Below are 25,846 nucleotides of genomic sequence, written 5' to 3'. Positions count from 1 at the left end.
CGTCACTGCGACGCCTTCTGGTTCTCAAGCTCCTTCTTCAGCGCGTCCGCCAGGGACTTCAGCTCGGCAGAGGAGTCGGCAGGGCACTTCGCGAAGATGGAGTTCAGGGTCTCCGACGTCTTCTGCCGGAAGGGGGTGAAGTTCGGGACGCTCGGGAACGGCCGCGCCTCGCTCTTGTACACGCCCGCCACGGTCGCCCAGCGCGGGTCGTTGTAGGTCGCGTTGACGTCGACGTTCTTGTTGACGGGCAGGCGAACCACAGGCTGCGGGTCGCCCTTCATGCCGGCCTGCTGCGCCTCTGGCGTGATCAGGTACTCGGCGAGCTTCTTCTGGTCAGCGGTCTTCGCGGACCCGGCCATCAGGTAGATGTCCTCGCCCTCGCCCAGGACCGTGGCACCGGCCGGGCCGCGCGGGGACGCGATGACCTCGTACTTGTCCTTGCCGACCGACTTGTCGAAGCGGCCGATCATGTACGGGCCGGTCAGGTAGATACCGCTCTTGCCCGACTCGAACAGCGGGTGCGCGTCGTTCGTGCTCAGCGTCAGCGAGCCCGGCTGCATGACCTTGTCCTCGCAGAAGAGCTTGCGCAGCCGTTCGACCGCCTTGGTCGACTCCGGCGAGTCGATGCCGACGGCGAACTTGCCGTTGCCCTCCTCCTCGAGGATGTCGCCGCCGCCCTGCCAGATGTAGCTGGCCGCCCACCAGGCGAGGTAGCCGCGGTCGACCGTGCCCGGCACGAGCATGCCGTACGTGTCGTTCTGCCCGTTGCCGTCGGGGTCGTTGCGAGTGAACGCCTTCGCGAGGTCGTCGAGCTGTTCCCACGTCGTCGGGATGGGCTTGCCGAGCTTCTCGCGCCAGTCCTTGCGGATCAGCGTGACCATCGCCTGCGTCGAGTACGGGATGGCGTAGTACTTGCCGTCCGCGCCCTTGCCGTTGTTCCAGGCGCGGTCGACGATGTCGGCGCCGCCCGCGATGTCCTCGCGCTTGATCTCGGTCGTCCAGCCCTGCTTGACGAAGTTGCCCAGCGAGCCGGTGTCGGTGATGACCACGTCCGGGAGGTCCTTCGACGCGGCGCGCTGCTGCACCTGCTTGTCGAAGTCGCTGAAGATCGGCTTGTAGTCGACCTGCACACCGGTCTTCTCGGTGAAGGACTTGAAGATCTTCTCGTAGACCTTCGCGGTCGCCTCCGTCGAACGGGTCCACACCTCGAGGGGCTTGTTCGGGTCCTTGTTCGATGCCGCGGGCGTCGAACTTCCACAACCGGCAAGCAATGCGGCCACGCTGAGTGTCGCGATTGTTGTGGCAGTTCTACGGCGCATCGTCGGGCCCTTCGTTTTCACGTATGTGAATCGGGGTCGTACTTGTGAACCTGATGCAGGACTGTAAGAATCAGCACAGCAACGTGTCAAGGGCGTGTTGCGTACGGGTTTCGAGGAGGCCAGGTGGCGTCGCCGATCGACAAGGGCACAGCTCGTCCGGGCGCAGTGAAGTCCGCGGACCGGACGGTGGAGCTGCTCGAAGTGCTCTCCGCGTCGGACCGCCGGCTGACGCTCACCGAGCTGCACCGCGAGCTCAGCTATCCCAAGTCCAGCCTTTACATGCTGCTGCAGACGCTGGTCGCGCGCGGCTGGGTGGAGGTCGACTCGGACCGGGGCACGTACGGCATCGGCGTGCGCGCGCTGCTGGTCGGTACGTCCTACCTGGACCACGACCCTGTCGTGCGCGCGGCGATCCGCGTGATGGAGCAGGTCCGCCAGAACATCAACGAGACCGTGCACCTTGCCCGTTTGGACGGCGCGGACGTCGTCTACCTGGCGAGCCGCGAGTCCGAGCACCACTTGCGCGTGGTGTCGCGCGTCGGCCGCCGGCTACCCGCGCACTCGACGTCGCTGGGCAAGGCCGTGCTCTCGACGCGCACGCCGGAGGAGGTCGACCTGATCCTTCCCGACGAGCTGGCCCTGTTGACCCCCAACACCGTGACCGATCGGGCTGCGCTGCACGAGCAGCTCGCCGGGTTCCGGAATGTCGGGTATGCGCATGAACGCGAAGAAAACACGCCTGGGCTGGGGTGTTTCGCGGTGGCGCTGCCCTATCGAAACCCCGTTCTGGACGCTATGAGTTGCTCGGTCCCACTGGGCAGACTGGACCCCGAGCACGAGCGGCAGGTCGTCGCCGCTCTGCTGGATGCCGCCCGGACGATCACCGAGCTTCTCCGCCAGTTCGGTCGATGATTGAGTTTGCCGAGTACCTGCACAAGACGGAGGGGTCCAACCCGTGACCGCACGAATCCTGATCACCGGCGCCGGTGGCGGGGTGGGCACGCTCATGCGTTCTCGCCTCGCGGCGGAGGGCCGCGTCCTGCGGCTGCTGGACATCGCGGAGCTACCCGCGGCCGCTGACGGCGAGAACGTCGAGCTCGTCCAGGCGTCGGTGACCGACATGGCCGCGATGGAAGCCGCGATGAAGGACATCGACGCGGTGATCCACCTCGGCGGCCACAGCCTCGAGGAACCGTGGGACAAGATCCTCAGCGTCAACATCGACGGCACGCACACGGTGCTGGAAGCCGCGCGGCGGCAGGGGGTCCGCCGCGTCGTCCTGGCGAGTTCGAACCACGCCGTCGGCTACGTCGAGCGCGCCAACGGTGAGGCTGGTGACTACCTCTTCCCGCGCCCGGACACCTACTACGGCGTGTCCAAGGTGGCGCTGGAGGCGTTGGGGTCGCTGTACGCCGATCGGTACGGCATGGACGTGATCGCGGTCCGCATCGGTTCGTGCTTCGAAAAGCCGCGTGACGTGCGGATGCTGTCGACGTGGATGTCGCCGGACGACGGCGCGCGCCTGTTCGAGGCGTGCCTTTCCGTCGCGTCGCCGGGATTCCGGATCGTGTGGGGCGTTTCGGACAACAAGCGCGGCTGGTTCTCGCTCGACGAGGCCCGCGCGCTGGGTTACGAGCCGCAGGACGACTCCGAGGTGTACGCCGCCGAGGTGCTGGAGCAGCACGGCGGTGAGCTGGATCCCTCGTCGTACGCTGCGAAGTACGTGGGCGGGGCCTGGTGCGGCCCCGATTTCGACACGGCAGTCAAGGAGGCAGGGCGTTGAGCCACGTCGTGCAGGGATACAACCCGCGCACCGGTGAGCCGTTCGGCGAGCCGGTTGCGAAGACCCCCGACAGCGAGGTGGACCGGATCGCCTCGGCTGCGGCTGTCGCCTTCTCTGCTTGGTCGGTCGTTCCGGCGGCGGACCGCGCTATGGTGCTGGAGAAGGTCGCGGACGCGCTGGACGCCGAGTCCTCGTTGCTCGTCGAGACCGCGGACGGCGAGACGGCTCTCGGTGTGCCGCGGCTGACGACGGAGCTGAAGCGCACCACGAACCAGCTGCGGCTGTTCGCGGAGGTGCTGCGCGAGGGCAGCTACGTCGAGGCCACTTTGGACTCGGCGAACCCGGACATCATTCCGCCACGCCCGGTGCTGCGGCGGATCCTCCGTCCACTCGGGACGGTCGCGGTGTTCTCCGCGTCGAACTTCCCGTTCGCGTTCTCGGTGGCCGGTGGTGACACGGCTTCCGCGCTGGCGTCCGGTTGTTCCGTTGTGGTGAAGGCACATTCGGCGCACCCGTCGACCTCGCGCGAGACCGCGCGGGTCGTGATCGACGCTCTTCGTGACGCCGGGGCGCCCGAAGGTGTGTTCGGCATCGTTTACGGCACCGAGTCGGGTGTCGCGCTGGTGCAGCACCCGGTCGTTCGCGCGGTCGGCTTCACCGGGTCGACCGGTGGCGGCCGCGCGCTGTTCGACCTGGCGCAGGGCGGCCGGACCCGATCCCGTTCTACGGCGAACTGGGCAGCGTGAACCCGACGGTGATCCTGCCTGGCGCGGCCACGGCCGATATCGCCGCCGGATTCGCGCAGTCGCTGACGATGGGAGTCGGGCAGTTCTGCACGAACCCCGGTCTGGTCTTCGCGCCGCCTTCGCTGGTGCCCGCGCTGGGCGAGGCGGTCGCGGCGACGGCCGGTGGCGCGATGCTGAACGAGCGGATGTGCGACTCCTACACGGCTTCGACGGACGCGCTGGCGGCGTCGGACCTGGTGACCGTGGTGTCCACGGGTACCCGGCCGGACGAGGCGTGGGCGGTGTCGCCGCGCCTGTTCAGCGTGCCGGTGTCGGTGTTCGAGGAGAACCTCGAGAAGCTGACCGAGGAGCACTTCGGTCCGGCCGCTCTGGTCGTGACGTACTCGTCGCCGTCCGAACTGCACTCGGTGCTGGCGAAGCTGCCGGGCACGCTGACCGGCACGGTGCACGCCGCCGAGTCGGACCACGCGGAGGCCGGTGAGATCGCGGAGATCCTGCGTCGCGTCGCGGGCCGGTTGATCTTCAACGCCTGGCCGACCGGTGTCGCGGTGGCGTGGGGCCAGCACCACGGCGGTCCGTGGCCGTCGACGACGAACCCGCTGCACACGTCGGTGGGTGCCACGTCGATCCGCCGCTGGATCGCTCCGGTGACGTACCAGTCGTGGCCGGACGCGTTGCTGCCGGCGGAACTGCAGGACGCGAACCCGCTGGGCATCCCGCGCAGGGTGGACGGCGCGCTGGGCGTGCACTGAGTTGCTTTGGTGAGCGGGGCTGCTGACGTAACGTCGGTGGCCCCGCTTTCGTTGGGAGGCCTGTCATGGTCGGTCGTCGCGCTTACGACTTCATGTACCGGACCTGGGCGCCGTGGGAGGCGGGGCCGCGGTCCGAGCTCGCGCGGCTGGTGACGTCGGGGCGTGTGCCGCCCGGTCGCGCGATCGACCTCGGCTGTGGCAGCGGGGCGAACTCGATCTTCCTTGCGGCGCACGGGTTCGACGTGACGGGCGTGGACTACTCTCCCGTCGGTCTGGAGAAGGCCCGGCGCTCGACGCCTTCCTCGTTGTCGATCTCGTGGGTGGCCGGAGATCTGACCGCCACCTCGATTCCCGGTGTCACCGGGACGTTCGACCTGCTCGTCGACTACAGCGTGCTGGACGACATGCGCGGGCCCGCGCAGGACGCGATGGCGGCGACCGTTCATCGGCTGTCGCATCCCGGTTCGGTGTTCGTGATGTGGTGCTTCTACGACGAGATCCCTTGGTGGAAGCGCCGCGGTGGACGGTTCCCCGGCCTCCCGGTCGGTGCCGAGCAGCGGCTGTTCGGTGCTTCGTTCGACATCGAGCGGCTGCCGGAGCCCGCGCCCGGTAGCGGATTCGCCTGTTTCGTGATGACGCGCGCTTGACCCCTGCTCCTATTGACATTGGAGTGCGCTCACAGGTTTAGCGTTGGGTGCATGAGAGTCGCCGAGCTCGCACGCCAGGTCGGAGTCCGGCCCGACACGGTCCGGTACTACGAGCGCGCGGGACTGCTCGCGCCGCCGCCGCGCACCCCGTCGGGGTATCGGCAGTACCCGTCGTCGGCTGCCGACCGTATCCGGTTCATCCGCGACTGCCAGCGCCTCGGGCTGACGTTGCGGGAGATCTCGTCGTTGCTCGCCGTCCGCGACACCGGCGAGTGCCCGTGCGAACCGGCCGAGGAGCTGCTGAGGCGGCACATCGCCGAGATCGACACGGAGATGGCCAGGCTCGCGCGGCTCCGTTCTGACCTGGTGGACATGGTCGGGACCGACTGTCCACCGTGGTGCCCGCCGGAGGGGAGGTGAAGGGGATGGACGACTGCTGCACCAGTTGTGAGTGCTGCTGACTGACGACTGATTAGTCAGTCGATACCAATCCGGCGAGGCGCCCGCCGGATTCGTGTCGGAAACATGTCACCAGTCCAACATCAGACTGATGTTCAAATGAATTCGACAGCTCCATTTGCGGCTCGCAGGGGCAAGATGGTCATCGCACGGCGACGTCCAGGGGAGCGGGACATGACCGACCTGCGTTTCGCATGGCTTGAGATCACCGGCAAATGTCAGCTGAGCTGCACGCACTGCTACGCGGACTCCGGACCGCACGGCAACGAGGGCGTGCTGAGAGCTCAAGATTGGTTCCGGGTGATCGACGAGGTCGCCGAACTCGGCGCCCGCTCGGTTCAGTTCATCGGCGGCGAGCCGACATTGCATCCCGATTTGCCCGAGTTCGTGGACCGCGCACTGTCCACCGGCCTCACGGTCGAAGTCTTCAGCAATCTCGTGCACGTCGGCCCGCGCCTTTGGGACGCCTTCTCCCGTCCCGGCGTGCGCCTGGCCACGAGCTACTACTCCGACACCGCCGCCCAGCACGAGGCCATCACCCGCCGGCGCGGCAGCCACGACCGCACCAGGGCCAACATCGCCGAGGCTCTCAACCGCGAGATCCCGCTGCGCGCCGGCGTCATCGATGTCAGCTCGTCGAACCGCATCGGCCGGCAGCGCACCCGCGCGGCCCAGTCCGAACTTTCGCGGCTTGGCGTTTCCAACGTCGGCATCGATCGCGTTCGTGGTATCGGCCGCGGCGCAAACGCTTCGCCCGGTCCTGACCAGCTGTGCGGCCGCTGCGGCCACGGCGCCGTAGCCGTCTCATCGTCGGGCGAGGTCTGGCCGTGCGTGTTCGCCCGCTGGATGGCCCTGGGCAATATATTGGATACGGATCTTGCGACGATCCTGTCGGCAGCGAGGCTCACTTCGCCGATCAACGCGGGTCCTTCGTGCTGGCCACAGGGCGGCGGCTCCTGCGCCCCGAACGACCCACCCCGCCCTTAAGGGCTCTTGATCCTCTCGGCGATCGCCTTCGCACACTCGATCGCCTCGGCCCGCGCGGTGTCGACCTCGACGTCGTAGGTCATCCCGCGATGCACCAGATCGGCCTGAACCTCGGCCATCCCGGAAACCCGATCGCCGCGGGCGAGCTCCCGGCCCGCGGCGACAGCGGCATCGCACCGCACGCCAACCCACAGCACGTCCAGCCCGTCCAGGACTTTCTCCCACCGCTGCCGCGACTCGGGTCCGCCGAGGAACACGTCGTCCACGATCACCCGTGCCCCGGCGCGCACCATCGCGGCGACCCCTTCCATCCACGCGTCCTCGAGCAGCCGGAACTCCACCCCGACGGTGACCTCACCGTCCGCCGCGAACCCGATCCCCTCCGACCCGAGCCGCAACCGGGCGGGCATCACGTCGATCAACGTGTCGACGCCGATCGCCAGCCAGGCTTCCGGCAACACCGCCTGCAAACACCGCGCGATCCCCGACTTGCCGGAGCTGGACCCGCCGTTGAGAACGATCACCTGCACAGTCGTGGACACCGCCCGACCGTACCCACGCCCCCGCCCGCCCCACGATCCATTTCGCCGCTCACACCCTTAGCAATGAGTCTTTTGACGACGCCGTCAAAAGACTCATTGCTAAGGGGCACGTCAGAGGTCCTCCGCCACTGATATATCGCCGCGCCGGACCCATCCGGATGCAAAAGACGTTTGCGGACGAAGTCAAAAGACTCATTGCAAAGATCAGTCGAATCGCATGTGCCGCAAGATCGTGGCCCCTGCGCACCTGTGCGCGAAGCGGCCCATCGGTGTCCGGGACGATCGGCAACCCGACCGATCGGACGATCGTGTCAGCGACCTGCGAACCGTCTGATGGTCCAGATCGGACACGACGCTGCCGGGGACCCTACCGACGGGCGGCGCCGGCGCGGCGTTCCTCCTGCAGCTCACGCTGGTACCCGAGGAAGTCGACCTCCAGCGTGTGCCGCTTCGACTTCACGTATCGGCTCCGCAGCGACTCCCGGTAAGCGGTGATCTCCGCCTTCATCTCCGGCACCGGCGGCAGCGCAGCACGACCGGTCACGAGGTCGGCGATCCACTCGGACTGGGCCTCGGCGAGCGGCATGATCGCCCCGAGCGGCTGGATCAAGCCGAGGAAGTACAGCCCGGGATGCGCCGGATCCACGACCCGCCGGTACAGCGACACCTCGTTGTCGGCGGACGACACAGCCGTGAACTCGGCAGCGTCCAGGAACGGGAAGTCGATCTTGTAACCGGTGCAGTAGACGATCACATCGACGTCCTCACGGCTGCCGTCCGCGAACACGACTCCGGAGCCGTCCAACCGCGCAACGTTCGGTTTCACCGTGATGTCGCCGTGCCCGAGACGGGTCAGCAGGTCGTCGGACACCGTCGGGTGGGCGGCGAGGATGCCGTGCGAAGGCTCGGGCAGGCCGTAGTCGGAGAGCTTGCCGCGCGCCAGCCGCAGCATCGCCCGGACGGACAACGCCTGCAGCCAGGCCGGCGCGAACCGGGCGAGCGGCGAGGTCGTGAGGTGATCGGTCGCATGCCGAACAGGTACTTGGGCATGATGTGCGCGCCGCGGCGCATCGCCAGAAACGTGCGGGCGGAGACTCGCGACGACTCGACGGCGATGTCGCAGGCCGAATTCCCGATGCCGAGAACCAGCACCTTCTTGTCCGCGAAACGCTCGGGTGTCTTGTAGAAGTGCGCGTGCAGCTCTTCGCCGTCGAACGAACCGGGAAACGCGGGTTCGGGCATCCGCGGCGACCAGTGGTGCCCGTTCGCGACGATCGCTGAACGGTAAGTGCCCGAAACCTCCTCCCCCGTATCGCGATCGCGCGTAGTGACCGAATAACCACCCGATGCGACGGAAACGCCGGTCACCTCGGTTCGGAACCGGATGCGGTCGCGGAACCCGTGGTGCTTCACGAAGTCGTCGAAGTACTCGGCGATCTGGAAGTGCGAGGGGTAGACCGGCAGATGCGCGGGCATCGGGAAGGACTTGAACTCCATCATCTGCCGTGAAGTGTTGATGTGGAGCGATCGATAGGCCGACGACATGCCGTTGTCGTTGAGGTAGCGCCAGTTGCCGCCGATCTCGGATCCGGTCTCGTAGCAGTCGTACTCGATGCCGCGGGCACTGAGCACCTGACATGCGGCGATGCCGGAAGAGCCTGCCCCGATGACGCACACGCGGTCCATGACACTGAAGTATTTTCACGTTCAATCCGCCTGTCAATCACCCGATGCCAGGACGCAAAATCGGACGAAATTGTCAGACCGGAAGGCCATGATGCCCGCATGACAGACGCGATCGTGGCCGAAGGCCTGGTCAAACGCTACGGGTCGGTCGTCGCACTCAACGGCCTGGACCTCAAAGTGCCTGAAGGCACCATCATGGGGCTGCTCGGTCCCAACGGCGCGGGCAAGACGACGGCGGTGCGGGTGTTCACGACCCTGCTCGACGCCGACGAGGGGTCAGCACGTGTCGCCGGGCTCGACGTCCGCAAGCAAGCCAACGAACTACGCAAGAGCATCGGCCTCTCCGGCCAGTACGCCGCCGTCGACGACAACCTGACGGGGTTCGAGAACCTCGACATGGTTGGCCGCCTGTACCACCTCGGCCGTGTGAGAAGCCGGGAACGGGCCCGCGAACTGCTCGCCAGGTTCGACCTCGAAGACGCCGCCGATCGCCCGGTGAAGGGCTACTCCGGCGGCATGCGCAGAAGGCTCGACCTCGCGGGCGCGCTCGTGGCGAAGCCGAGCGTCCTGTTCCTCGACGAACCGACGACGGGCCTCGACCCGCGCTCCCGCCTGGGCATGTGGGACGTGATCGAGGAGCTCGTCAAAGGCGGCACGACGTTGCTGCTCACCACCCAGTACCTGGAGGAGGCCGACCGTCTCGCCGACCAGATCGCCGTGATCGACCACGGCAAGGTGATCGCCGAAGGCACCGCCGACCAGCTCAAGGACCAGGTCGGCGGCGAACGGCTGGAGCTTTCCGTCGCCACGCCCGCCGAGCTCGGCACGGCGAGGTCCACGCTCGCCGATCTCGCCGTCGGCGCGATGGAGTCCGACGAACGCCAGCACCACCTCACCGTGCCGGTCGCGGGCGGATCGGCGGTGCTGATGGAGGCGATCCGGCGTCTGGACGGCGAGTCGGTGAAGGTGCTCGACATCGGACTGCGCCGGCCGACGCTGGACGACGTGTTCCTGGCCCTGACCGGCCACCACGCCGAGGGGGATGACAAGAAGTGAAGCTGCTGCAAGCACTTGCCGACGGTTCTGTGGTCGCCAAGCGCAACCTGATCAAGATCAAACGAGTGCCGGACCTGCTGGTGTTCTCGACCGCGGCGCCGATCATGTTCGTGCTGCTGTTCGCGTACGTGTTCGGCGGCTCGATCGACATCCCGGGCATGGACTACCGGGAGTTCCTGATGGCAGGCATCTTCGCGCAGACCGTGCTGTTCGGCGCCACCATCACCGGCAGCGGTCTCGCCGAGGACATCACCAAGGGCATCATCGACAGGTTCCGCTCGCTGCCGATGGCGCGCTCCGCCGTCCTGGTCGGCCGCACGACTTCCGACCTGGTGAACAACGCGCTGGTCATCGTCATCATGATGGTCACCGGCCTGATCGTCGGCTGGCGCATCCGCTCCTCACCGCTGGAGGCACTCGCCGGGGTCGCATTGCTGCTGCTCTTCGCCTACGCGTTCTCGTGGGCGATGGCCTGGATCGGGCTCCTGGTGCGCAGTCCCGAGGTGTTCAACAACGCCAGCTTCATCTTCATCTTCCCCATCACTTACATCGCGAACACGTTCGTGCAGTCGGAGAGGCTGCCCGCGGTGCTGCGCCACATCGCGGAGTGGAACCCGGTGTCGGCGGTCACGGCGGCCGCCCGTGAGCTGTTCGGCAACACCTCCCCGCTGTCGCCTCCACCGGACGTCTGGCCGCTGCAGCACCCGGTGCTCGCCTCGCTCGGCTGGGTGGTGATCTTCCTGCTGATCTTCGTGCCGCTGGCCAACTACCAGTACAAGCGCGCGGTGGCCCGCTGAGCGGAATTCCACATGCCCAGTTCACGCCGGAGCCATACGTTGTGCGGCATGCGAAAGCTTCTCGTGGCAGTCACGTCGGTGCTGGCGTTCACGATCCCCACGGGCACGGCGGCGGGCGCACCGCTGCCGTGCCCGGAGATCTTCGCGACGAACAACACCGCGATCATCACCGATCCGGCCGACCCGCGCCTGCAGGACAGGCTCGTCAAGTTCGACCGCGAAGTCCGCGGCATCGTGTTCGCCAACGGCGGCGTCACGACCCGCTCCACGCTGCTGGACGGTGTGTTCTGGTCGAGCGAACTTCAGCAGACGACGTTCGAACGCTCGCGCAAGTTCGACGTCACCCTCGGGGAGGAGAGCCTGCGCCACACGGCCTCGACGATCAGCAAGCAGTTCAGGCAGGAGTCGGTGCTGACGTTCCGCTTCCTGCCCGCGAACTCTCCGAAGGTCGACGCCATCCAGGTCGAGGTCGACGGCATCACCGCGAAGCAGGTCCGCGAAGGCCTGCTCAAGGACGCGGTCGCGCGCGAGAAGCTCGGCGGCGGCAGCGTCACGTTGCAGGACAAGGCGATCCTGATCGCGGACGTCAACGACCTGCCGACGGTGCGGGCGTTCGTCACGAACCTCGGCGGCGACATGAGCAAGGCCAAGGTGCGCAAGGGAACGTGGGAGTTCGTCGGTGCCGAAGCCGAAACTCCTTTGTGGATCAAGCAAAACGCAGCCTAACCTCGTACCCATGGCAGCAACCGTGGTCCGCGGCCAGAACGTGGACATCCGCATGTGGACTCGGCCCGATGAGGTCGAAGAGTTCGCCATGCGCCAGCTTCAGAACATCTCCGCGCTGCCGTGGGCCGTCAAGCACATCGCCGTGATGCCGGACGTGCATTACGGCAAGGGCGCCACGGTGGGGTCGGTGATCGCGTTGCGCGACGCCGTCTCCCCCGCGGCCGTCGGCGTGGACATCGGCTGCGGCATGACCGCCGTACGCACCTCGCTCACGGCGAGCGACCTGCCGGAGACACTGCGCGGGTTGCGGTCCCGCATGGAGGCCGTGGTCCCGGTCGGTTTCGGTCAGCACAGGGCGACCGCGTTCACCGAGAGGGACGCGTCCGACTGGGCGGCGTTCTGGAGGAAGTTCGACGACCTGACGCCTGCCGTGAAGGCGCGCGCCGACAAGGCACTGCACCAGATGGGCACGCTCGGCGGCGGCAACCACTTCCTCGAGGTGTGTCTGGACACCGACCAGCGCGTGTGGGTCATGCTGCACTCGGGGTCGCGTGGCATCGGCAACGAGCTGGCGCAGCACCACATCTCGGTGGCGCGCACGCTCGCGCACAACGCCGAGCTGCCGGACCCGGACCTCGCCGTGTTCCTCGCGGGTACGCCCGAGATGGCGGCGTACCGGCACGACCTGTACTGGGCGCAGGACTACGCGCGGCGTAACCGCGCGGTCATGCTGCGTTTGGTCTGCGACGTGATGCGCGCCGAGTTCCCGCAGATCCTCTTCGAGGAGCCGATCTCCTGTCACCACAACTACGTGGCGGAGGAGACGCACTTCGGTGAGGACGTGCTGGTGACCCGCAAGGGTGCGATCCGCGCCGGACGAGGTGAGCTGGGCATCATCCCCGGCTCCATGGGCACCGGCTCGTACATCGTGCGCGGGCTCGGGAACCCTGACTCGTTCGAGTCGGCGTCGCACGGCGCCGGCCGGAGGATGTCGCGCAACAAGGCTCGCAAGACGTTCACCGAGCAGGATCTCGCCGCCCAGACAAGTGGTGTCGAGTGCCGCAAGGACGCCGGTGTCGTGGACGAGATCCCAGGCGCCTACAAGGACATCGACACCGTGATGGCGAACCAGTCCGACCTGGTCGAGGTGGTCGCGAAGCTCAAGCAGGTGGTTTGTATCAAGGGTTGATGTTTCCCCTTCGGAAACACGGGAAGCCTCCAGGACAGCAGAGTCTTTGGCCTGTCTTGGAGGTTTTTCCATGTCAACGGGCGCAATCATCGGCCTGGTGGTCGCGGTTCTCGTGGTGCTGGTGGTCCTCGCGTTCGTGGTGAGGCCCGCCTGGCAGCGCAAGAAGCTGCGCGATCGCTTCGGCCCCGAGTACGACCACGCGGTCGAGCAGAGCGACAGCAGAACGGCCGCGGAGAAGGAGCTCGCGCAGCGGGAACACCGCCACAGCGAGTTCGACCTGAAGCCGCTTTCCCCTTCGGCACAGGAGAGTTACCGGCGGCACTGGGCCGGCGTGCAGGCGAAGTTCGTCGACTCGCCGGAGAAGGCGATCTCGGACGCCGACCGGCTGGTCACCGATCTGATGGCCGAGCGCGGTTATCCCACCGAGGGTTACGAGGCGCAGCTGAGCGTGCTGTCCGTCGAACACGCGCGGACGTTGGAGCACTACCGCAAGGCGCACGACATCTCCGAACGCCAGGAGATCGGCGAGGCGAGCACCGAGGATTTGCGCACCGCGATGGTGCACTACCGCGAGCTGTTCACCGACCTGCTCGAACACGGTGCGGCTCCGAGCAAGGACCGTGAGGCCGTGCGGAAGGAGAAGACGGATGTCTGAGGCACCCACCCACGCGGCTGTTCCCACGCCCACCTCGGCTCGGCCGCAACAGACCGAGCAGCAGACCGAACGCGGTGAGCGCACGGCTCAACCCGAACGCACACCGCAAACACAGACACAGACGCAGACGGAGCGGCACGCGGAGCAGCACACGTCGCAGGCCGAACGCACGCCGGAAACGGAGCGACACGCAGAGCGCACGTCACAGACCGAGCGGACACCAGACGCACAGCGCACGGAGCAGCGGTCGTCCAGCAAGCTCGAGGACGAGTGGCAGGCCGTGCAGTACGAGTTCGTCGACGACCCGAAGGCCGCCGTCCGCAAGGCGGACGACCTCGTGAAGCGGGCGATCGAGGAGCTCACCTCCCGGCACCGCTCCCTCACCGAGCAGCTCAAGGGAAACGGTGATCCACAGACCGAGGACTTGCGACTGGCTCTCCACCGCTATCGGGAACTGTTCAAGTCGCTCGTGGCCGTCAAATAACCGCTGTGCTCGATCATGCGCCCCGGCGCCGTGGCCGTAACAGGTTGGCGGCGCCGGCAGGCATGTCGTGACTAGCTGGGCAGCTCGCGGATCTCCATCTCCAGCACGTCGATCTCGTCGCTGATGGCCTCGTCGAGCATGTCGTCCAGCAACTTCCGGCATTCCGCCGATCCGCATCGCGGCAGACCCGCACCGAACCGCGGCACCTGCTCCCACCACACCGCCGGGTTGTTCCAGAACGACCCGGAACCCTGATCCACGCCTTCGAGACAGCGCAGCTTCTGATCGCTGTCCGGAAGAGCTCGCACGAACTCGATGAACAACGCGAGTGCGTCGGGATTGCTCACCGGGACCGCGCCGTAGCCGCGCAGACAATCCTCGAGTTCAGCGAGGAACTCCGCCTTGAAGGACACGGCACACCCCCGCTCCTCCGCACCGTCGCGGACATCCTGAGTTCGTGCCATCAACAGTACCTCCGCGACTTGACCGGGAAACGAGTGCGAACGGGCGGTATCTTCCTGTGGCCGCACGGGGTCCGGTGACCCGCAGTCACTTCGCCGCACCGTCACGTGTCCTCGTGCGCGACGTATCGAGACACGAGAAAACCGTTGTCCAGCTTGACGATCTGGCCCACGACCAGCTTGCCGGCCGGATCGGCGCCGGACGTGTCGCTCGCGCCGGGGCGGTCGAACGTCAGCCTCCCGGACGCGCCGGGGAAGTCACGCAAAGTGCGCAGCCTCTTGAACACCTCTTCTCGTGACGCCCCAACGGGGGTGTGGCGCGCGACAACGCTGACGGCGTCATAGGCGAGCAGAACGTGTCCGTTGGGGCCCGAAAGGAATGCCCGCCTCGCATGCCGCTTCTGCGCGGCTTCGTAGGTGGTGAAGAACTGTTGCGTCGGCGGGGGAATCGGTTCGCGGCCCGGCGTCCACGCGAACGTCGTGAAGTAGAGCCTGCCGTCGGCGAATCGTTTGATGTCTTCCAGATCCGTGAAGTTCGTCGTCTCCAGCTGGGTGAGATCGTCCCCGCCGAACACGACGGGGTCGGTGCAGTGGCTGTGGCTCAGCTCGGTCAGCAGCCCGCCGACCTCCGCGGTGCGGCCCGTGTAGAGGATGAGCGGGTTCGGCGACTTCTGGCAGATCTCCGTCACCACTCGGCCGAGCTGGGCGGCGACCGCGTTCGCCGTCTCGTCGTAGTCGTGCTGTTCGGGCTTCAGCAGTTCCTGGAACTCGTCTGCGAGATCCGAGCTGTACTCGTCCCCCGGGCTGCGCACGAGGTGCAACGGCCGGCCGCGCAACGCTTCGGTGCGCTCGATGACGCGGGCGGCGACCTGAGCCTGGCGATCGTTGGAGGGAGCGACGCGGAAGAAGTAAGGCTTCTGGCTGAAGCTCGTCGACGACAACGACGAGCCCACCATCGGGATGCCCGTCGGCCGTTCCTTCGACGGACCCAGCACGGCGAGCGCGGACTGCGTGGTCTCGCGGCTCTGCCCGAGGCCGGTCACGGCGATCACCGACGGGTCACGCTCGGCGTAAGCGCGGATCTGCTCGGCGACTTCAGCGGCGTGCACCGACTCACCGCCGAAGTTGGCGAGAACGAGGCGTACCAACGGGTTGCGGCCGAGCCCGTCCAGCTGGTTCCAGTCGCGCTGGGCGAGATAGGCGCCGCGCAACTCGTTCACGCCCGCGGACAGATCGCGTTTCACCCGCTCGCCGGAGCTGAGCATCGTGGCGACGACGATCGTGACGACATGGCGGTCCTTCACCTTGGCGGCGCGGTCGTTCTCCTCCGCGATGAGCTTCGCCAGCTCTTCGACCTCTGCGTCGTCGTTGTTCTGCGACGCCGGGTCACCGTGAGCGAACCGGCCCGGTTTCTCGCTGAGACCAACGCACTGCACGCCGTCCATTTCGGACAGGTACGGACGTTTGCCCGCGAGGTCCGCGACGAGCTCGCCGGGTTCGAGAATGCCGTAGCGCAAGCAGTGGTTGCTGCTCTTGAGGTAGAAAGCCGCGCCGTACAACACAAGCAGCACGACGACGAGATAGACGGCGCCGCGCCGCAACGCGTTGCGTCCGGGCCAGCGCCGCGGATACGGATACCTTCCGACAGTCGATGGGCGCGGCAACGACGCCGGTGGAGACGCGGGCGTGTTGTGTTCGAGTGCGCGTTTCATCGTGCGGTAAGCGGTCAGGCGTTCCTCGGCGCCGTCGAGTTCCTGGTGGGTACGCAGGACCCGGTCGTACATCTCGACCGTCGGACGGACGATCCGGCTGCGGGAGCGCAGTTCCCAGGTGGCGATGACGGCGTCCTCCAGCAACCCTGTCTCCGGGCGCACAACGCGGTCGTAGCGGCGGTGGAGGTTGAGCTTGGTGCCGGTCCTCAAACGCTCCCACCACGTGCGCGGCTCCTCGTCGAGGTCCGGCTCGCCCTCGCCCGGCGGCATCGGAGCCTCGGCGATGGCGGCGAGCTCGGCGATCCAGCGGTCGCTGCGTTCGTCGACGTGTGGGCGCAGCCGATGCGCGACGAGGTGGACTTCGCCGAGCGCGAGTGCGTGGTAGAGCGCGTCTTCGCGTTGGCCGAGGCTGTCGTAGCGATCCTTCAGCAGCCGATGGACGTTCAGGTGTGAGAACGCCTGGTCTTCTGGGACCTCGCGGAGTCTGCGCGCGAGCAGGTCACGCAACAGCGGGTGCAGCACGAAGTTGTCGCCCTGTTGGCTCACAAAGCTGAGTTGTGCCAGCAGTGCGCGCATGTTCTCGGCCGACCACGACGCGGGCAGCAGCGCGCGGATCACGTGCCGGTCGAGCAGTCGCGGGGCCGCGAGGCGGGCGAAGATCTCGCGCGCGGCCTCGCGTTCCGGCATCTCCTCCGTGCCCGGAATCCGTTGGAAGAAGCGGAGAAGCAGGTAGTCGCCGACCGTGGCGTCCTGGAACGTTGTGGCCTCGTCGACCGGCAGTCGTTCGTCGAACACCGCACGGACCGACGGCAGCACCTGGTCGCGCGCGAACACGAACTGCACGAGCTGAATGGCGAGCCGCACCGCGAGCGGGTGGCCGTGCGTGACCTCCTGCAGCTCCTCGACGAGCGCCTCGGACTCGACGGTGCTGTTGCGGGTGCGGTTCCATTCGGCCAGGAACTGCCGGGTCTGCGCCAGCGTGAAGGGCTCCAGGCGTATCGGCTTGAACACCGACGGTGCCGAATCGGGCAGCACGGGCGCGGACTGCTTGGTGGCGATGACGAGCAGCGGCACGTGCGGCTCCTTGACGCGCCGCTCGGCGAGCAGGCTCAGGAAGTCGGTGGCGCGAGCGGCGGGTCGTGGCCGTTTCGGCGGCAGGTAGGAGTCGATGCCGTCGAGGAGGTCGGCGCCGTCGAGCAGCAGCAGGCTGTTCATCCTGCGGTAGCCGCGAAACCGGTAGGCGGCCGTGATGTCGGCGAGGAACGCGGCGACGAGCAGGCGGTCGATCTCCAGCGTGTCGCCGGCGCGGTTGAGGCTCCACGTGTGCACGAGTGCGGCGTCGAACTTCGGGCGGTGACCCGATTCGAGCTCCTTGCCGACGTAGTTCTCGAACCACCGCAACGCACTCGCGACCCGCGGCCCGCCCAGCAGCCATCGCAACGGCCGTGGCGCGACGACCGCGAGCCCGATGAGCCACAGGAGAAGCGGCCGCAGCACCTTCCCCATGCCTTGTGCCGGCGGCAGCATCTCGACGACCTCGGCGGCGTCGGCGACGGCGACGAGCCGAGTCATCTGCTTGGCGGCGAGCTCACGGGCGCGGTGGTGCGGATCGTCCCCCGTGCCGATGTCCATTTCCGGGTGCAGCGCGAGGCGGGCGAGGTCGTAGCGCGGCAGCCGCATGCGGCCGAACTCGGCGTGTTGGTAGGACCGCAGCTGTTCGGCGGCGACGTCGAGGATGTCCTTGCAGGAGCGGGAACCGGCCTTGTCGAGGTCGACCTTGGCCGTCGGGGCGTCGCGGTAGCGCCGGCGGACGTGGTCGAGCAGCGACGTCTTGCCGCTGCCGCCAGGGCCGAACGCGACGATCACCGGGAGAGGGTTCTTCGGGCGGCGTTCCACCAACGACTCCACCAGTGCGGTGATGTCGTCCCTGCCGACGAGCCCGATCTCCGGTTCCAGCGCCATGATCCTCAGACGCTTCGGAGACCGATTCTGTTCCGTTCCTAACGGTCCGCGTGCAGCCTGGCGACGAAGCTGAACCGATCACCGCGGTACAGCGACCGGGCGCGTTCGATCGGGTGTCCGTCGACGTCGTAGGAGACGCGGTGCAGCAGCAGCATCGGCAGCGCGGGGTTCGTGCCGATGAGCAGTGCCTCACGGGGCGTGGCGAGCACCGTCTCGACGCGTTCCTCGGCCTCGGCGAAGCGCACGCCGAGCCGTTCGGTGAGACACGCGTAGAGCGATCCTGCCGGGTCGAGCTTGTCCAGCAGGTCCGGGAAGCGGCCGAGGCTCAGGTACGTCGACTCGAGGCCGATGCGTTCGTCGTCGGCGAGCAGGACTCGTTCCAGGTGCATGACCGGGTCGCCGGGTTCGAGCATCAGGTCGCGGGCCAGGCCATCGTCGGCGCCGAACTCCTCGACCGTGATCACGGTGCGGTTCGGCTCGACGCCCTGACGGCGCATGCCCTCGGTGTAGCTGACCAGCGACAACGGCTGGACGAGCTTCGGCGGCGCGACGAACGTGCCGCTGCCTTGGCGGCGGATGAGCAAGCCTTCGAGCACCAGCTCGCTGACGGCCTGGCGGAGAGTGACGCGCGACACGGAGAACCGTTCGGCGAGCTCGCGTTCGGACGGCAGGACGGTGCCTTCGCCGAGGGTCTCGACGAGGTCGAACAGCTCGGCCTTGACCGCGTAGTAGCGCGGAACTCGGCCGTGTTCTGGAATCCCCGCGCGAACGGGTCGATCAGCGCGGTGCGGCGGGACGCGGTTCACGTGGCGTGAGCCTACGTCACGCCCTGTGTGATCAGGGCGCGAGCTTGGGCGGGTCGGGGATCTTGTAGCCGGAAGATCCGATGTTGGCCTCCAGCGACTTGCGCCAGGCGCCCGTGTCGATCATCTTCTGCAGCGCTGCCTGGACCTTCGCCTTGCTGGTGGGGTCGTCACGATGCAGGCCGACGCCGTACTCCTCCTTGCTGAACGGGTCGCCGACGACCCGCAGCAGTTCGGGGTTCTGGGCGGCATAACCGGCGAGGATGACGTCGTCGGTGGTGACGGCGTCGACGTTGTCGGCCAGCAGCGCGGTGACGCAGTCGCTGAACTTCGCGTATTCGACGAGGTTCACGTCCTTCGCGAACTGGTCCTTCACGTACGCGGCGGACGTGGAGCCCGCGCTGGAGCACAGGCGCAGGCTCGCGTTGAGCGACTTGGGGCCGTCGATGCGGCTCTCGTTCACGCGCACGAGCAAGTCCTGACCCGCGACGAAGTACGGCCCGACGAAGTCGATCGTCTCCTTGCGCTTGTCGGTGATCGAGTAGGTGGAGACGACGAGATCGGCTTCACCGCTGGTCAGCAGCGTCTCGCGGTTGCCGGTCTGCGCTTCCTTCCAGACGATGTTCTGCTCTTTGACGCCCAGTTCCTTCGCGATGAACTTGGCGACGTCGATGTCGAATCCGCGGTAGGAGCCGTCGAGCCTGCGCACCGACAGGCCCGGCTGGTCGTACGACACGGCGATGGTCATACGGTCGTTCGCGTTGACCTTGCCGACCATCGTGGACTCGTCACCACCCGCGCACGAGGCGAGGAGAAGCACGGCCGCACATGTTGTCGCCACCAGGCGGAGTAGCGCTCTCGGCGTCATTCGTCCCTCTTACAGCATGGTTCCACGGGCATGCGCCGACGCAACTGAGGCAGCGTTGCTCGGCGATGCCGGAAACCTAGGCGGCGATCGGACGCATGTCCATACCTCGGAGTGAATGAGACAACAGAATCGTTGAGGTAACCGATCAACGAAGGCGACGCGGACCGGCGTCGTGCAGGGACGGAGGCGGCCCGATGACGATGCGGGCACTGCTGACGAAAGCCCCTGCGGCAGAAGCAAGAACCGGCTCGAGCTTCAGCGATCGCACCTCCGGAAGGTCCTCCGCCAGTGCCGCCAAACGGAGTATCAGGTCCTGAAGCGCTTTCAGGTCCGCGGGTTCGTCGCCGCGGTAGCCGGTGAGCAGCGGTGCGGCCTTCGGTGCGGCAACGAGTTCCGCGGCGTCGGTGTCGGTGAGGGGTACTGCCCGGTAGGCGCGGTCGCCGAGGAGATCGCTGACCAGACCTGACAGTCCGAACCAGACCAGCGTGCCGAAGCTCGGGTCGTCCTGCAGGCCGAGGACGCAGCTGACTCCCTTGGGCGCCATGCGTTGCACGTACACGCCCGGTTTGCCGGAGAGCGCGGCGAGGTCGTGGTAGGCGGCCGTGACCGATTCCTGCTGGGCGATGTCGAGCCGCACACCGACGAGATCCGTGCGGTGACGGAGGCGTTCACTGGTGGCCTTCATCGCGACCGGGTAGCCGAGCTCGTCGGCGGCCCGCACGGCCTCCTCGGCGCTGTTGGCGATGCGGAACGGGACGACGTCGATGCCGTAACACTCCAGCAGCTCGACGGCTTTGCGGTCGTCGAGCCTGAGTTCGGCTTCTGTGCCGTCCACAATGGACCGGGCTCGTGCGGTGTCGATGCCCTCCGGCCGGACGAAGTTGCCCTGGGGTGCGGCACGCCAGCGGGCGTAGCGGATGGCGCGGGCCAGCGCGAGCACGGCGCGTTCGGGGCTGGCGTAGCTGGGGATCGAGCCTTTCCCCGGCATCTTGAGCTCTTCCGGAATGCCCTCGACCGCGAGGAACGTGGAGACGATCGGTTTCGTGCGGTGTGCGGCTTCTTTGAGCGCACGGGCGTAGGCGGTGCCGGGGACCGCGATCGGCGGGACGAACACGACGACGAGGGCGTCGGTGTCGGGGCGGTCGAGGGCCTCCTTCACCGCCTTCGCGAACTCCTCCGGCGTGGCCTGGGCACCGACGTCGAAAGGGTCGCCCGCGAGGTCGAGGTCCTGGGCGAGCAATGTGTCGGCGGCGAGCAGGCCGATGGCGGTGGAGTTGCCGACGACGGCGACGCGCTTGCCCTTGGGCAGCGGCTGGTGGGCCAGCAGGAGCGCGGTGTCGAACATCTGGGCCAGCGAGTCGACCCGGATCACGCCGGCCTGCTCGAACAGCGCCTGCACGCTCGCCTCGTCGACCTTCGCGGCGGTGGCGGCGAGGCCGGGCACGACGGCGTGCCGGCCGGACTTCACCGCGACGATGGGCTTGGTGCGCCCGAGCCGCCTCGCGAGCCTCGCGAACTTGCGCGGGTTGCCGAACGACTCCAGGTAGAGCAGCACGACGTCGGTGGCCGGATCGGTCTCCCAGTACTGCAGGAGGTCGTTGCCGGAGACGTCGGCGCGGTTGCCCGCCGAGACGAACGTGGACAGGCCGAGACCCCAGCCTGCGGCGTTGGCCAGGATGGCCGTGCCGAGGGCGCCGGACTGGCAGAAGAAGCCCGCGCGGCCCCGTTCCGGGAGTATCGGGGCGAGGCTCGCGTTGAGGCGGACCTTGGGGTCGAGGTTGAGCACGCCCAGTGCGTTCGGGCCGACGACGCGCATGCCGTGCGCTCTCGCTTCGGCCGCGAGTCTGCGTTCGGCGGACAGACCGTCCGGACCCGTCTCGCCGTAACCGGAGGAGACGACGACGAGCGCCTTCACGCCCTTGGCGAGGCACCCGTCCATGACCTCGTCGACGCTGGCGGCAGGGACGGCGACGACGGCGAGGTCGACGTCGTCGGGGATGTCGAGCACGGTCGGATAGGCCCTGACGCCTCTGACGGCGCGGTGCTCGGCGTTGACCGGGTAGACGGGTCCGTTGAAGTCGGCTTCGAGGAGGTTCTTGAGGACCGCGTGCCCGATCTTGGTCGGGTCGGTGGAGGCGCCGATGACCGCGACGGACCTGGGATGCAGCAGGTTGTGCACGCTGCGTGCCTCGGCGGCCTGCTCGCGGGCCCTGGCGACAGCGACGGACTCGTCGGTGGGGTCGATCGCGAACTCCAGGTGCAGCACGCCCTCCTCGAACGCCCTGCTGACCTGGTAGCCGGCGTCGCGGAACACCCGGACCATCTGCCCGTTCTCGGCCAGCACCTCGGCCTCGAACCGCGCCAGCCCGACCTCCCTGGCCGCGGCGGCGAGGTGTTCGAGCAGGATGCTGCCCAGCCCGCGCCCCTGATGCCCGTCCTGGACGACGAACGCCACCTCGGCGCTCTCGCCGTGATGGAGCCGGTCGAACCTCCCGACGGCGACGATGTCGTCGCCCAGCAACGCGATGAGCGCCACCCGGTCGTGGTGGTCGACCGTGCTGAACCGCTCGAGGTCCCGTTGCGGGATCCGCGGGTAGGGCCCGAAGTACCGGAAGTACCGCGTCCGCTCGGACAGCCTGCCGTGGAACTCCCTGAGCTTCTCACCGTCGTCCGGCGTGATCGGTCGCAGGTGAACGGTGCCGCCGTCACTGAGGACGACGTCCGCCTCCCAGTGCCTCGGGAAGTCGAACGGGTCTCTGCCAGCGTCTTGTTCTGGCACGTTGTCAGTCCCTGGGGTCGTCGGGATCAAGTCCGTGCAAGGGGAACACCGCACGACGCGTGTCGCGAATCGCCTTGTCCACCGGCTCCTCCGCGTCCCCGCCCCACGGCTGGTGCACAGGGTCGCATCCATCCGTCATCGACGCAGGCAAAGGCCAGCCAGGTGCGATCCGTGTCGCATGCGCGACCCAATCCGCCGGCAACGGCCGGTCAGGGTCCACATCGCGATCCAGCACCGTCGCGAGCAGATGCGTCCACGACCGCGGCACGACCCTGAGCAGCTCGTACCCGCCACCGCCGAGCGCGAGCCACTTGTACCCGTGCTCGTTCACCAGCGCCCGGAACGCCTGGTAGATCGCCCGATGCCCGTCCACGCTCAAGGCCAGGTCGGCAAGCGGATCCTCCTTGTGCGTGTCCACACCGCACTGGGTGACCAGCACCTGCGGCCGAAACGCCTTGAGGAGCGCCGGCACCGTCGCGTGAAACGCCCGCAACCAGGCACCGTCTCGCGTCCCCGCAGGCAACGGCACGTTGACCGCACTCCCCTCGGCTCCCGCGCACCGACCTCGCCGGCCCACCCGGTGCCCGGCCACAGGCTCATCGGATGCTGGTGCACCGAGATCGTCAACACCCGTGGGTCGTTCCAGAACGCCGTCTGCACCCCGTCGCCGTGATGCACGTCGACATCGACATACGCGATGCGCTCCACCCCGTTGCGCAACAACCACTCAATAGCCACCGCACAGTCGTTGTAAACGCAAAACCCAGCCGCACTGTCCGGCATCGCGTGGTGCAGCCCGCCGGCGATGTTGATCGCCCGATCCGCCTCACCCGACGCGATGGCCCGAGCCGCCGCCAGCGACCCGCCGACCACCAACGCCGACGCCTCGTGCATCCGCTCGAACACCGGGTTGTCCGGTGTCCCCAGCCCGTGCCCGACGTCCCACCCGGCCGTGGGCGCCGCCTGCACGGCGCTCAAATACCCCGGCCGGTGCACCAGCTCGATCTCTTCGTCACTGGCCGCCTCGGGCGACCGCAACTCGACGCCCTCAAGCACCCCGAGCGCCGTGGCGAGCCGAACCGTCAGGTCGAGCCGAACAGGATTCAGCGGATGGTCGCCACCCAGGTCGTACCCGAGGAAGGACCTGTCCCAGACAACAGCGGCTGCCTTACCCATGGCCAGCAACCTACCCACCGATCGGCCCAACCGGTGATCACGTGTTGGTAGCCGGCCGGCCGCGACCCGTGCCCACGGCCCCCGAGCCGCCTACAGTCCCTCCTCGCCGGCGCACCCTGCCGGCCACGAACATGGGGACCCGACCCCGGAACCGATCTCACCGAACAAGGGTCAGAGGCGACATGCACCTGCGACCAGCGGCCACTCTCCTCGCACTGGGCCTGTCCTTGGGCCTGACCCTCGCCGCCGTCACAGGCTGCAGCGAACAGGTCAAGGGCTCCGCGACAGCCGACACCAACGCGGCCCCCGAACCCGCCGAGCGCACCTCGACCTCGAAGAAGCCGCCGGCCAGCACCTCCGTCACGAAGCCCGCGGACCCCAGCGCCCAGAAACCGGGCGATGTGAAGATCACCACCAAGAAGAAGGCGACCGGCCTGGAGACCTGCGGCGTCCTCAAAGCCGCGGACATCGAGGCCGCCACCGGCGGCAAGTCCTCAGCGGACGGTGGCTGCATCCACAGCACCACCGGCCCGTCCACCGTCATCACCCAGATGGTCACGGTTCCCGACGTGGCGGAGCAGGACGGAGAGAAGAAGCAGATCGAGATCGGCGGCAACACGGCGTGGCAGGTCAGCGCTTCCAAGGAGGACTGCCAGGTCACCGTCATGCTGACCGACGACCCGGACGTCATCACCCCGGCCTTCTCCGTGAGCGTCCTGGCGATCGAGGAAATCGACACCTGCGCCACCGCCCTGAAGCTCGCCACCCAGGGCTTCGAACGCATCCCGAACGCCTGACCCAGCAGCCCGGCACGCCGCGGCTCGCCCGCGTCAACCGCCCGTCGCAACCTCCCGGTCCAACGCACACCAGTTGGACCACGACCCGGCGTACAGCGCCGCCGGCTTCTCGGCCGACGTGATCCCGGCAAGCTCCAACGCCAGCACAACGGACGAGGCGGTCACACCGGACCCGCAGTACGCACCAACAGCCACGTCACCCGACACCCCGATGCCCGCGAACCGCTCGGCCAGCTCCGCCTCGCCGAGCCACCGCCCATCCGCGCCGACATGCCCGGTCGACGGCGCGTTGAGCGCACCCGGAACGTGCCCGGCCTTGGGGTCCACCGGCTCGGTCTCGCCGCGGTACCGAGCCGCCGCCCCGCGCGTCGAGCAGCCACACCCTCGTGAGCGAGCGCCGCCGCTTCGTCCGCGTCCAGCACGGGCATGTGCCCAGGCCGCACCACAACGTCCCCAGCCGCGTCACCCGTCAGGGCCGGCGGCACCTCCGCGGTCACCGGCAAGCCGGCCGCCTCCCAGGCGGCGAACCCGCCGTCCAGCACCGCGACCTCGCCATATCCGGCCCACCGCAGCAGCCACCACACCCGCGCGGCGACCGAACCGTCCCCCGCGTCGTACGCCACGACCTGGCCGCCTTCGCGCACACCCGCGCGGCGCAGCACCTCCTGCAACCGCTCCGGATCCGGCAGCGGATGCCTGCCGCCGACACCCGGCGGGGCGGACAGCTCGGTGTCCAGATCCACGTACACCGCGCCAGGCACGTGGCTGACCTCGTAGTCTTGGCGTCCGGGTGGCCCGCCAAGACGCCACCGGACGTCCAGCACGACGGTGGCCGGTCGCGCACTCAGCGCGTCGGCGAGGGCCTCAGGAGTGATCAAGGGATGCACGGCTCACATCCTGCACCCGCGCGGACACCTGTGTCCCCCGGCACGACTACCATTGACGCCATACGAAGGGGAGCGGGTGTGAACGACCTCATCGACACCACGGAGATGTATCTCCGCACGATCTACGAGCTCGAAGAAGAGGGCGTAGTGCCACTGCGCGCCCGCATCGCCGAGCGCCTTGGCCAAAGTGGACCGACGGTGAGCCAGACCGTCGGCCGCATGGAGCGCGACGGCCTGGTGATAGTGGCGGAGGACCGCCACCTCGAGCTCACCGAGCAGGGCCGCAACCTCGCGATCGCCGTCATGCGCAAGCACCGGCTCGCCGAGCGCCTCCTCGTGGACATCATCGGGCTCGAGTGGGAGCACGTGCACAGCGAGGCATGCCGCTGGGAGCACGTGATGAGCGAGGCGGTCGAGCGCAAGCTCATCAAGCTGCTCGGCAACCCCACCACCTCGCCCTACGGCAACCCGATCCCCGGCCTCGACAAGATGGGCGACGGCGAGCCCGCCCCGCCCGCCGAGGCAGACCTGGTGCGCGTGGACGAGGTGGCCCGCCGCGGCGGCGGCCGCGTC

At 67.9% G+C, this 25,846-nt stretch carries 24 protein-coding genes and 2 pseudogenes; 15 read left to right on the top strand and 11 right to left on the bottom strand.

The window, feature by feature from the left end:
* Window positions 1-2 precede the first annotated feature (2 nt).
* Entirely contained in the window at window positions 3-1,280 is a 1,278-nt protein-coding gene (locus FXN61_RS19040; protein WP_223165510.1) for an ABC transporter substrate-binding protein, read from the bottom strand.
* A 162-nt stretch (window positions 1,281-1,442) separates the two neighbouring features.
* Between FXN61_RS19040 and FXN61_RS55465 the strand changes: the two genes are divergently transcribed.
* From FXN61_RS55465 to FXN61_RS19010, 7 genes are all read left to right on the top strand, one after another.
* The gene (locus FXN61_RS55465) at window positions 1,443-2,231 is read left to right on the top strand and encodes an IclR family transcriptional regulator (protein ID WP_312877848.1); all 789 of its coding nucleotides are present in this window, start codon (window positions 1,443-1,445) and stop codon (window positions 2,229-2,231) included.
* Between the two features lie 43 nt (window positions 2,232-2,274).
* Entirely contained in the window at window positions 2,275-3,102 is an 828-nt protein-coding gene (locus FXN61_RS19030; RefSeq protein WP_167975396.1) for an NAD-dependent epimerase/dehydratase family protein, read from the top strand.
* A complete protein-coding gene (locus FXN61_RS55460) occupies window positions 3,099-3,848 on the top strand; it encodes an aldehyde dehydrogenase family protein (RefSeq protein ID WP_312877847.1) in 750 nt (249 codons plus the stop codon). The genes FXN61_RS19030 and FXN61_RS55460 overlap by 4 nt, the downstream gene beginning before the upstream one ends.
* On the top strand, window positions 3,845-4,600 hold the full coding sequence (locus FXN61_RS55455) for an aldehyde dehydrogenase family protein (protein ID WP_312877846.1): 756 nt from the start codon (window positions 3,845-3,847) through the stop codon (window positions 4,598-4,600). Before FXN61_RS55460 ends, FXN61_RS55455 begins: the two co-directional genes overlap by 4 nt.
* Before the next feature lie 65 nt (window positions 4,601-4,665).
* Window positions 4,666-5,247 (top strand): class I SAM-dependent methyltransferase, encoded by a 582-nt coding sequence (locus FXN61_RS19020; protein ID WP_167975395.1) that lies wholly within the window; start codon window positions 4,666-4,668, stop codon window positions 5,245-5,247.
* 51 nt (window positions 5,248-5,298) lie between these two features.
* Window positions 5,299-5,667 (top strand): heavy metal-responsive transcriptional regulator, encoded by a 369-nt coding sequence (locus tag FXN61_RS19015; RefSeq protein WP_167975394.1) that lies wholly within the window; start codon window positions 5,299-5,301, stop codon window positions 5,665-5,667.
* Between the two features lie 213 nt (window positions 5,668-5,880).
* On the top strand, window positions 5,881-6,693 hold the full coding sequence (locus FXN61_RS19010; protein WP_167975393.1) for a radical SAM protein: 813 nt from the start codon (window positions 5,881-5,883) through the stop codon (window positions 6,691-6,693).
* Here the strand turns inward: FXN61_RS19010 and cpt are convergent.
* From cpt to FXN61_RS54375, 3 genes are all read right to left on the bottom strand, one after another.
* Window positions 6,690-7,235 carry a chloramphenicol phosphotransferase CPT gene (cpt, locus tag FXN61_RS19005; protein WP_312877845.1) on the bottom strand — a complete coding sequence of 182 codons (546 nt, stop codon included), beginning with the start codon at window positions 7,233-7,235 and terminating at the stop codon, window positions 6,690-6,692. The genes FXN61_RS19010 and cpt overlap by 4 nt on opposite strands.
* Before the next feature lie 367 nt (window positions 7,236-7,602).
* Window positions 7,603-8,187, bottom strand: coding sequence for a flavin-binding monooxygenase-like family protein (locus FXN61_RS54380; RefSeq protein WP_223165509.1), 585 nt, complete (start codon window positions 8,185-8,187; stop codon window positions 7,603-7,605).
* On the bottom strand, window positions 8,088-8,921 hold the full coding sequence (locus FXN61_RS54375) for a flavin-containing monooxygenase (protein WP_223165508.1): 834 nt from the start codon (window positions 8,919-8,921) through the stop codon (window positions 8,088-8,090). Before FXN61_RS54375 ends, FXN61_RS54380 begins: the two co-directional genes overlap by 100 nt.
* 99 nt (window positions 8,922-9,020) lie before the next feature.
* Here FXN61_RS54375 and FXN61_RS18995 point away from each other — a divergent pair, with 99 nt between their 5' ends.
* The 6 genes from FXN61_RS18995 to FXN61_RS18970 all read left to right on the top strand — a co-directional run bounded on the left by FXN61_RS18995 (window position 9,021) and on the right by FXN61_RS18970 (window position 13,828).
* Window positions 9,021-9,977, top strand: a complete 957-nt coding sequence (locus FXN61_RS18995; RefSeq protein WP_167975392.1) for an ATP-binding cassette domain-containing protein — start codon at window positions 9,021-9,023, stop codon at window positions 9,975-9,977.
* Window positions 9,974-10,774, top strand: a complete 801-nt coding sequence (locus FXN61_RS18990) for an ABC transporter permease (protein ID WP_312877844.1) — start codon at window positions 9,974-9,976, stop codon at window positions 10,772-10,774. Before FXN61_RS18995 ends, FXN61_RS18990 begins: the two co-directional genes overlap by 4 nt.
* Before the next feature lie 48 nt (window positions 10,775-10,822).
* Window positions 10,823-11,500: a hypothetical protein gene (locus FXN61_RS18985; protein WP_167975391.1), complete on the top strand. Its 678-nt coding sequence runs from the start codon at window positions 10,823-10,825 to the stop codon at window positions 11,498-11,500.
* A 10-nt stretch (window positions 11,501-11,510) separates the two neighbouring features.
* Window positions 11,511-12,689 carry an RtcB family protein gene (locus tag FXN61_RS18980; protein WP_167975390.1) on the top strand — a complete coding sequence of 393 codons (1,179 nt, stop codon included), beginning with the start codon at window positions 11,511-11,513 and terminating at the stop codon, window positions 12,687-12,689.
* A gap of 70 nt (window positions 12,690-12,759) precedes the next feature.
* Complete coding sequence (locus FXN61_RS18975) at window positions 12,760-13,344, top strand: hypothetical protein (protein ID WP_167975389.1); 585 nt, start codon at window positions 12,760-12,762, stop codon at window positions 13,342-13,344.
* Window positions 13,337-13,828, top strand: coding sequence for a hypothetical protein (locus tag FXN61_RS18970; RefSeq protein WP_167975388.1), 492 nt, complete (start codon window positions 13,337-13,339; stop codon window positions 13,826-13,828). The genes FXN61_RS18975 and FXN61_RS18970 overlap by 8 nt, the downstream gene beginning before the upstream one ends.
* Window positions 13,829-13,899: 71 nt before the next feature.
* Here the strand turns inward: FXN61_RS18970 and FXN61_RS18965 are convergent, their stop codons facing one another.
* The 6 genes and pseudogenes from FXN61_RS18965 to FXN61_RS18940 all read right to left on the bottom strand — a co-directional run bounded on the left by FXN61_RS18965 (window position 13,900) and on the right by FXN61_RS18940 (window position 23,589).
* Complete coding sequence (locus FXN61_RS18965) at window positions 13,900-14,292, bottom strand: hypothetical protein (RefSeq protein WP_188135236.1); 393 nt, start codon at window positions 14,290-14,292, stop codon at window positions 13,900-13,902.
* A gap of 101 nt (window positions 14,293-14,393) precedes the next feature.
* Complete coding sequence (locus tag FXN61_RS18960; RefSeq protein WP_167975387.1) at window positions 14,394-17,963, bottom strand: ABC transporter substrate-binding protein; 3,570 nt, start codon at window positions 17,961-17,963, stop codon at window positions 14,394-14,396.
* A gap of 38 nt (window positions 17,964-18,001) precedes the next feature.
* Window positions 18,002-18,769 carry a GntR family transcriptional regulator gene (locus tag FXN61_RS18955; RefSeq protein ID WP_167975386.1) on the bottom strand — a complete coding sequence of 256 codons (768 nt, stop codon included), beginning with the start codon at window positions 18,767-18,769 and terminating at the stop codon, window positions 18,002-18,004.
* Window positions 18,770-18,800: 31 nt separating this feature from the next.
* The gene (locus FXN61_RS18950; RefSeq protein WP_167975385.1) at window positions 18,801-19,634 is read right to left on the bottom strand and encodes a glutamate ABC transporter substrate-binding protein; all 834 of its coding nucleotides are present in this window, start codon (window positions 19,632-19,634) and stop codon (window positions 18,801-18,803) included.
* 145 nt (window positions 19,635-19,779) lie between these two features.
* The gene (locus tag FXN61_RS18945; RefSeq protein WP_167975384.1) at window positions 19,780-22,413 is read right to left on the bottom strand and encodes a bifunctional acetate--CoA ligase family protein/GNAT family N-acetyltransferase; all 2,634 of its coding nucleotides are present in this window, start codon (window positions 22,411-22,413) and stop codon (window positions 19,780-19,782) included.
* A gap of 4 nt (window positions 22,414-22,417) precedes the next feature.
* A pseudogene (locus FXN61_RS18940) lies at window positions 22,418-23,589 on the bottom strand (acetoin utilization protein AcuC).
* 182 nt (window positions 23,590-23,771) lie between these two features.
* Here FXN61_RS18940 and FXN61_RS18935 point away from each other — a divergent pair.
* A complete protein-coding gene (locus FXN61_RS18935) occupies window positions 23,772-24,386 on the top strand; it encodes a DUF3558 domain-containing protein (protein WP_167975383.1) in 615 nt (204 codons plus the stop codon).
* Window positions 24,387-24,419: 33 nt separating this feature from the next.
* Here FXN61_RS18935 and FXN61_RS18930 read toward each other — a convergent pair.
* Window positions 24,420-25,273, bottom strand: a pseudogene (locus tag FXN61_RS18930) (sulfurtransferase).
* A gap of 78 nt (window positions 25,274-25,351) precedes the next feature.
* Here FXN61_RS18930 and FXN61_RS18925 point away from each other — a divergent pair.
* Window positions 25,352-25,846, top strand: a 495-nt coding sequence (locus tag FXN61_RS18925; RefSeq protein WP_167975382.1) for a metal-dependent transcriptional regulator, incomplete at its 3' end; no start/stop codon positions are given.

It is taken from the genome of Lentzea indica, from assembly GCF_012184385.1.
Lineage (GTDB): Bacteria > Actinomycetota > Actinomycetes > Mycobacteriales > Pseudonocardiaceae > Lentzea > Lentzea indica.
Note: the sequence above shows the minus strand (reverse complement) of the source record. Positions and strands in the feature narration are given on the sequence as shown.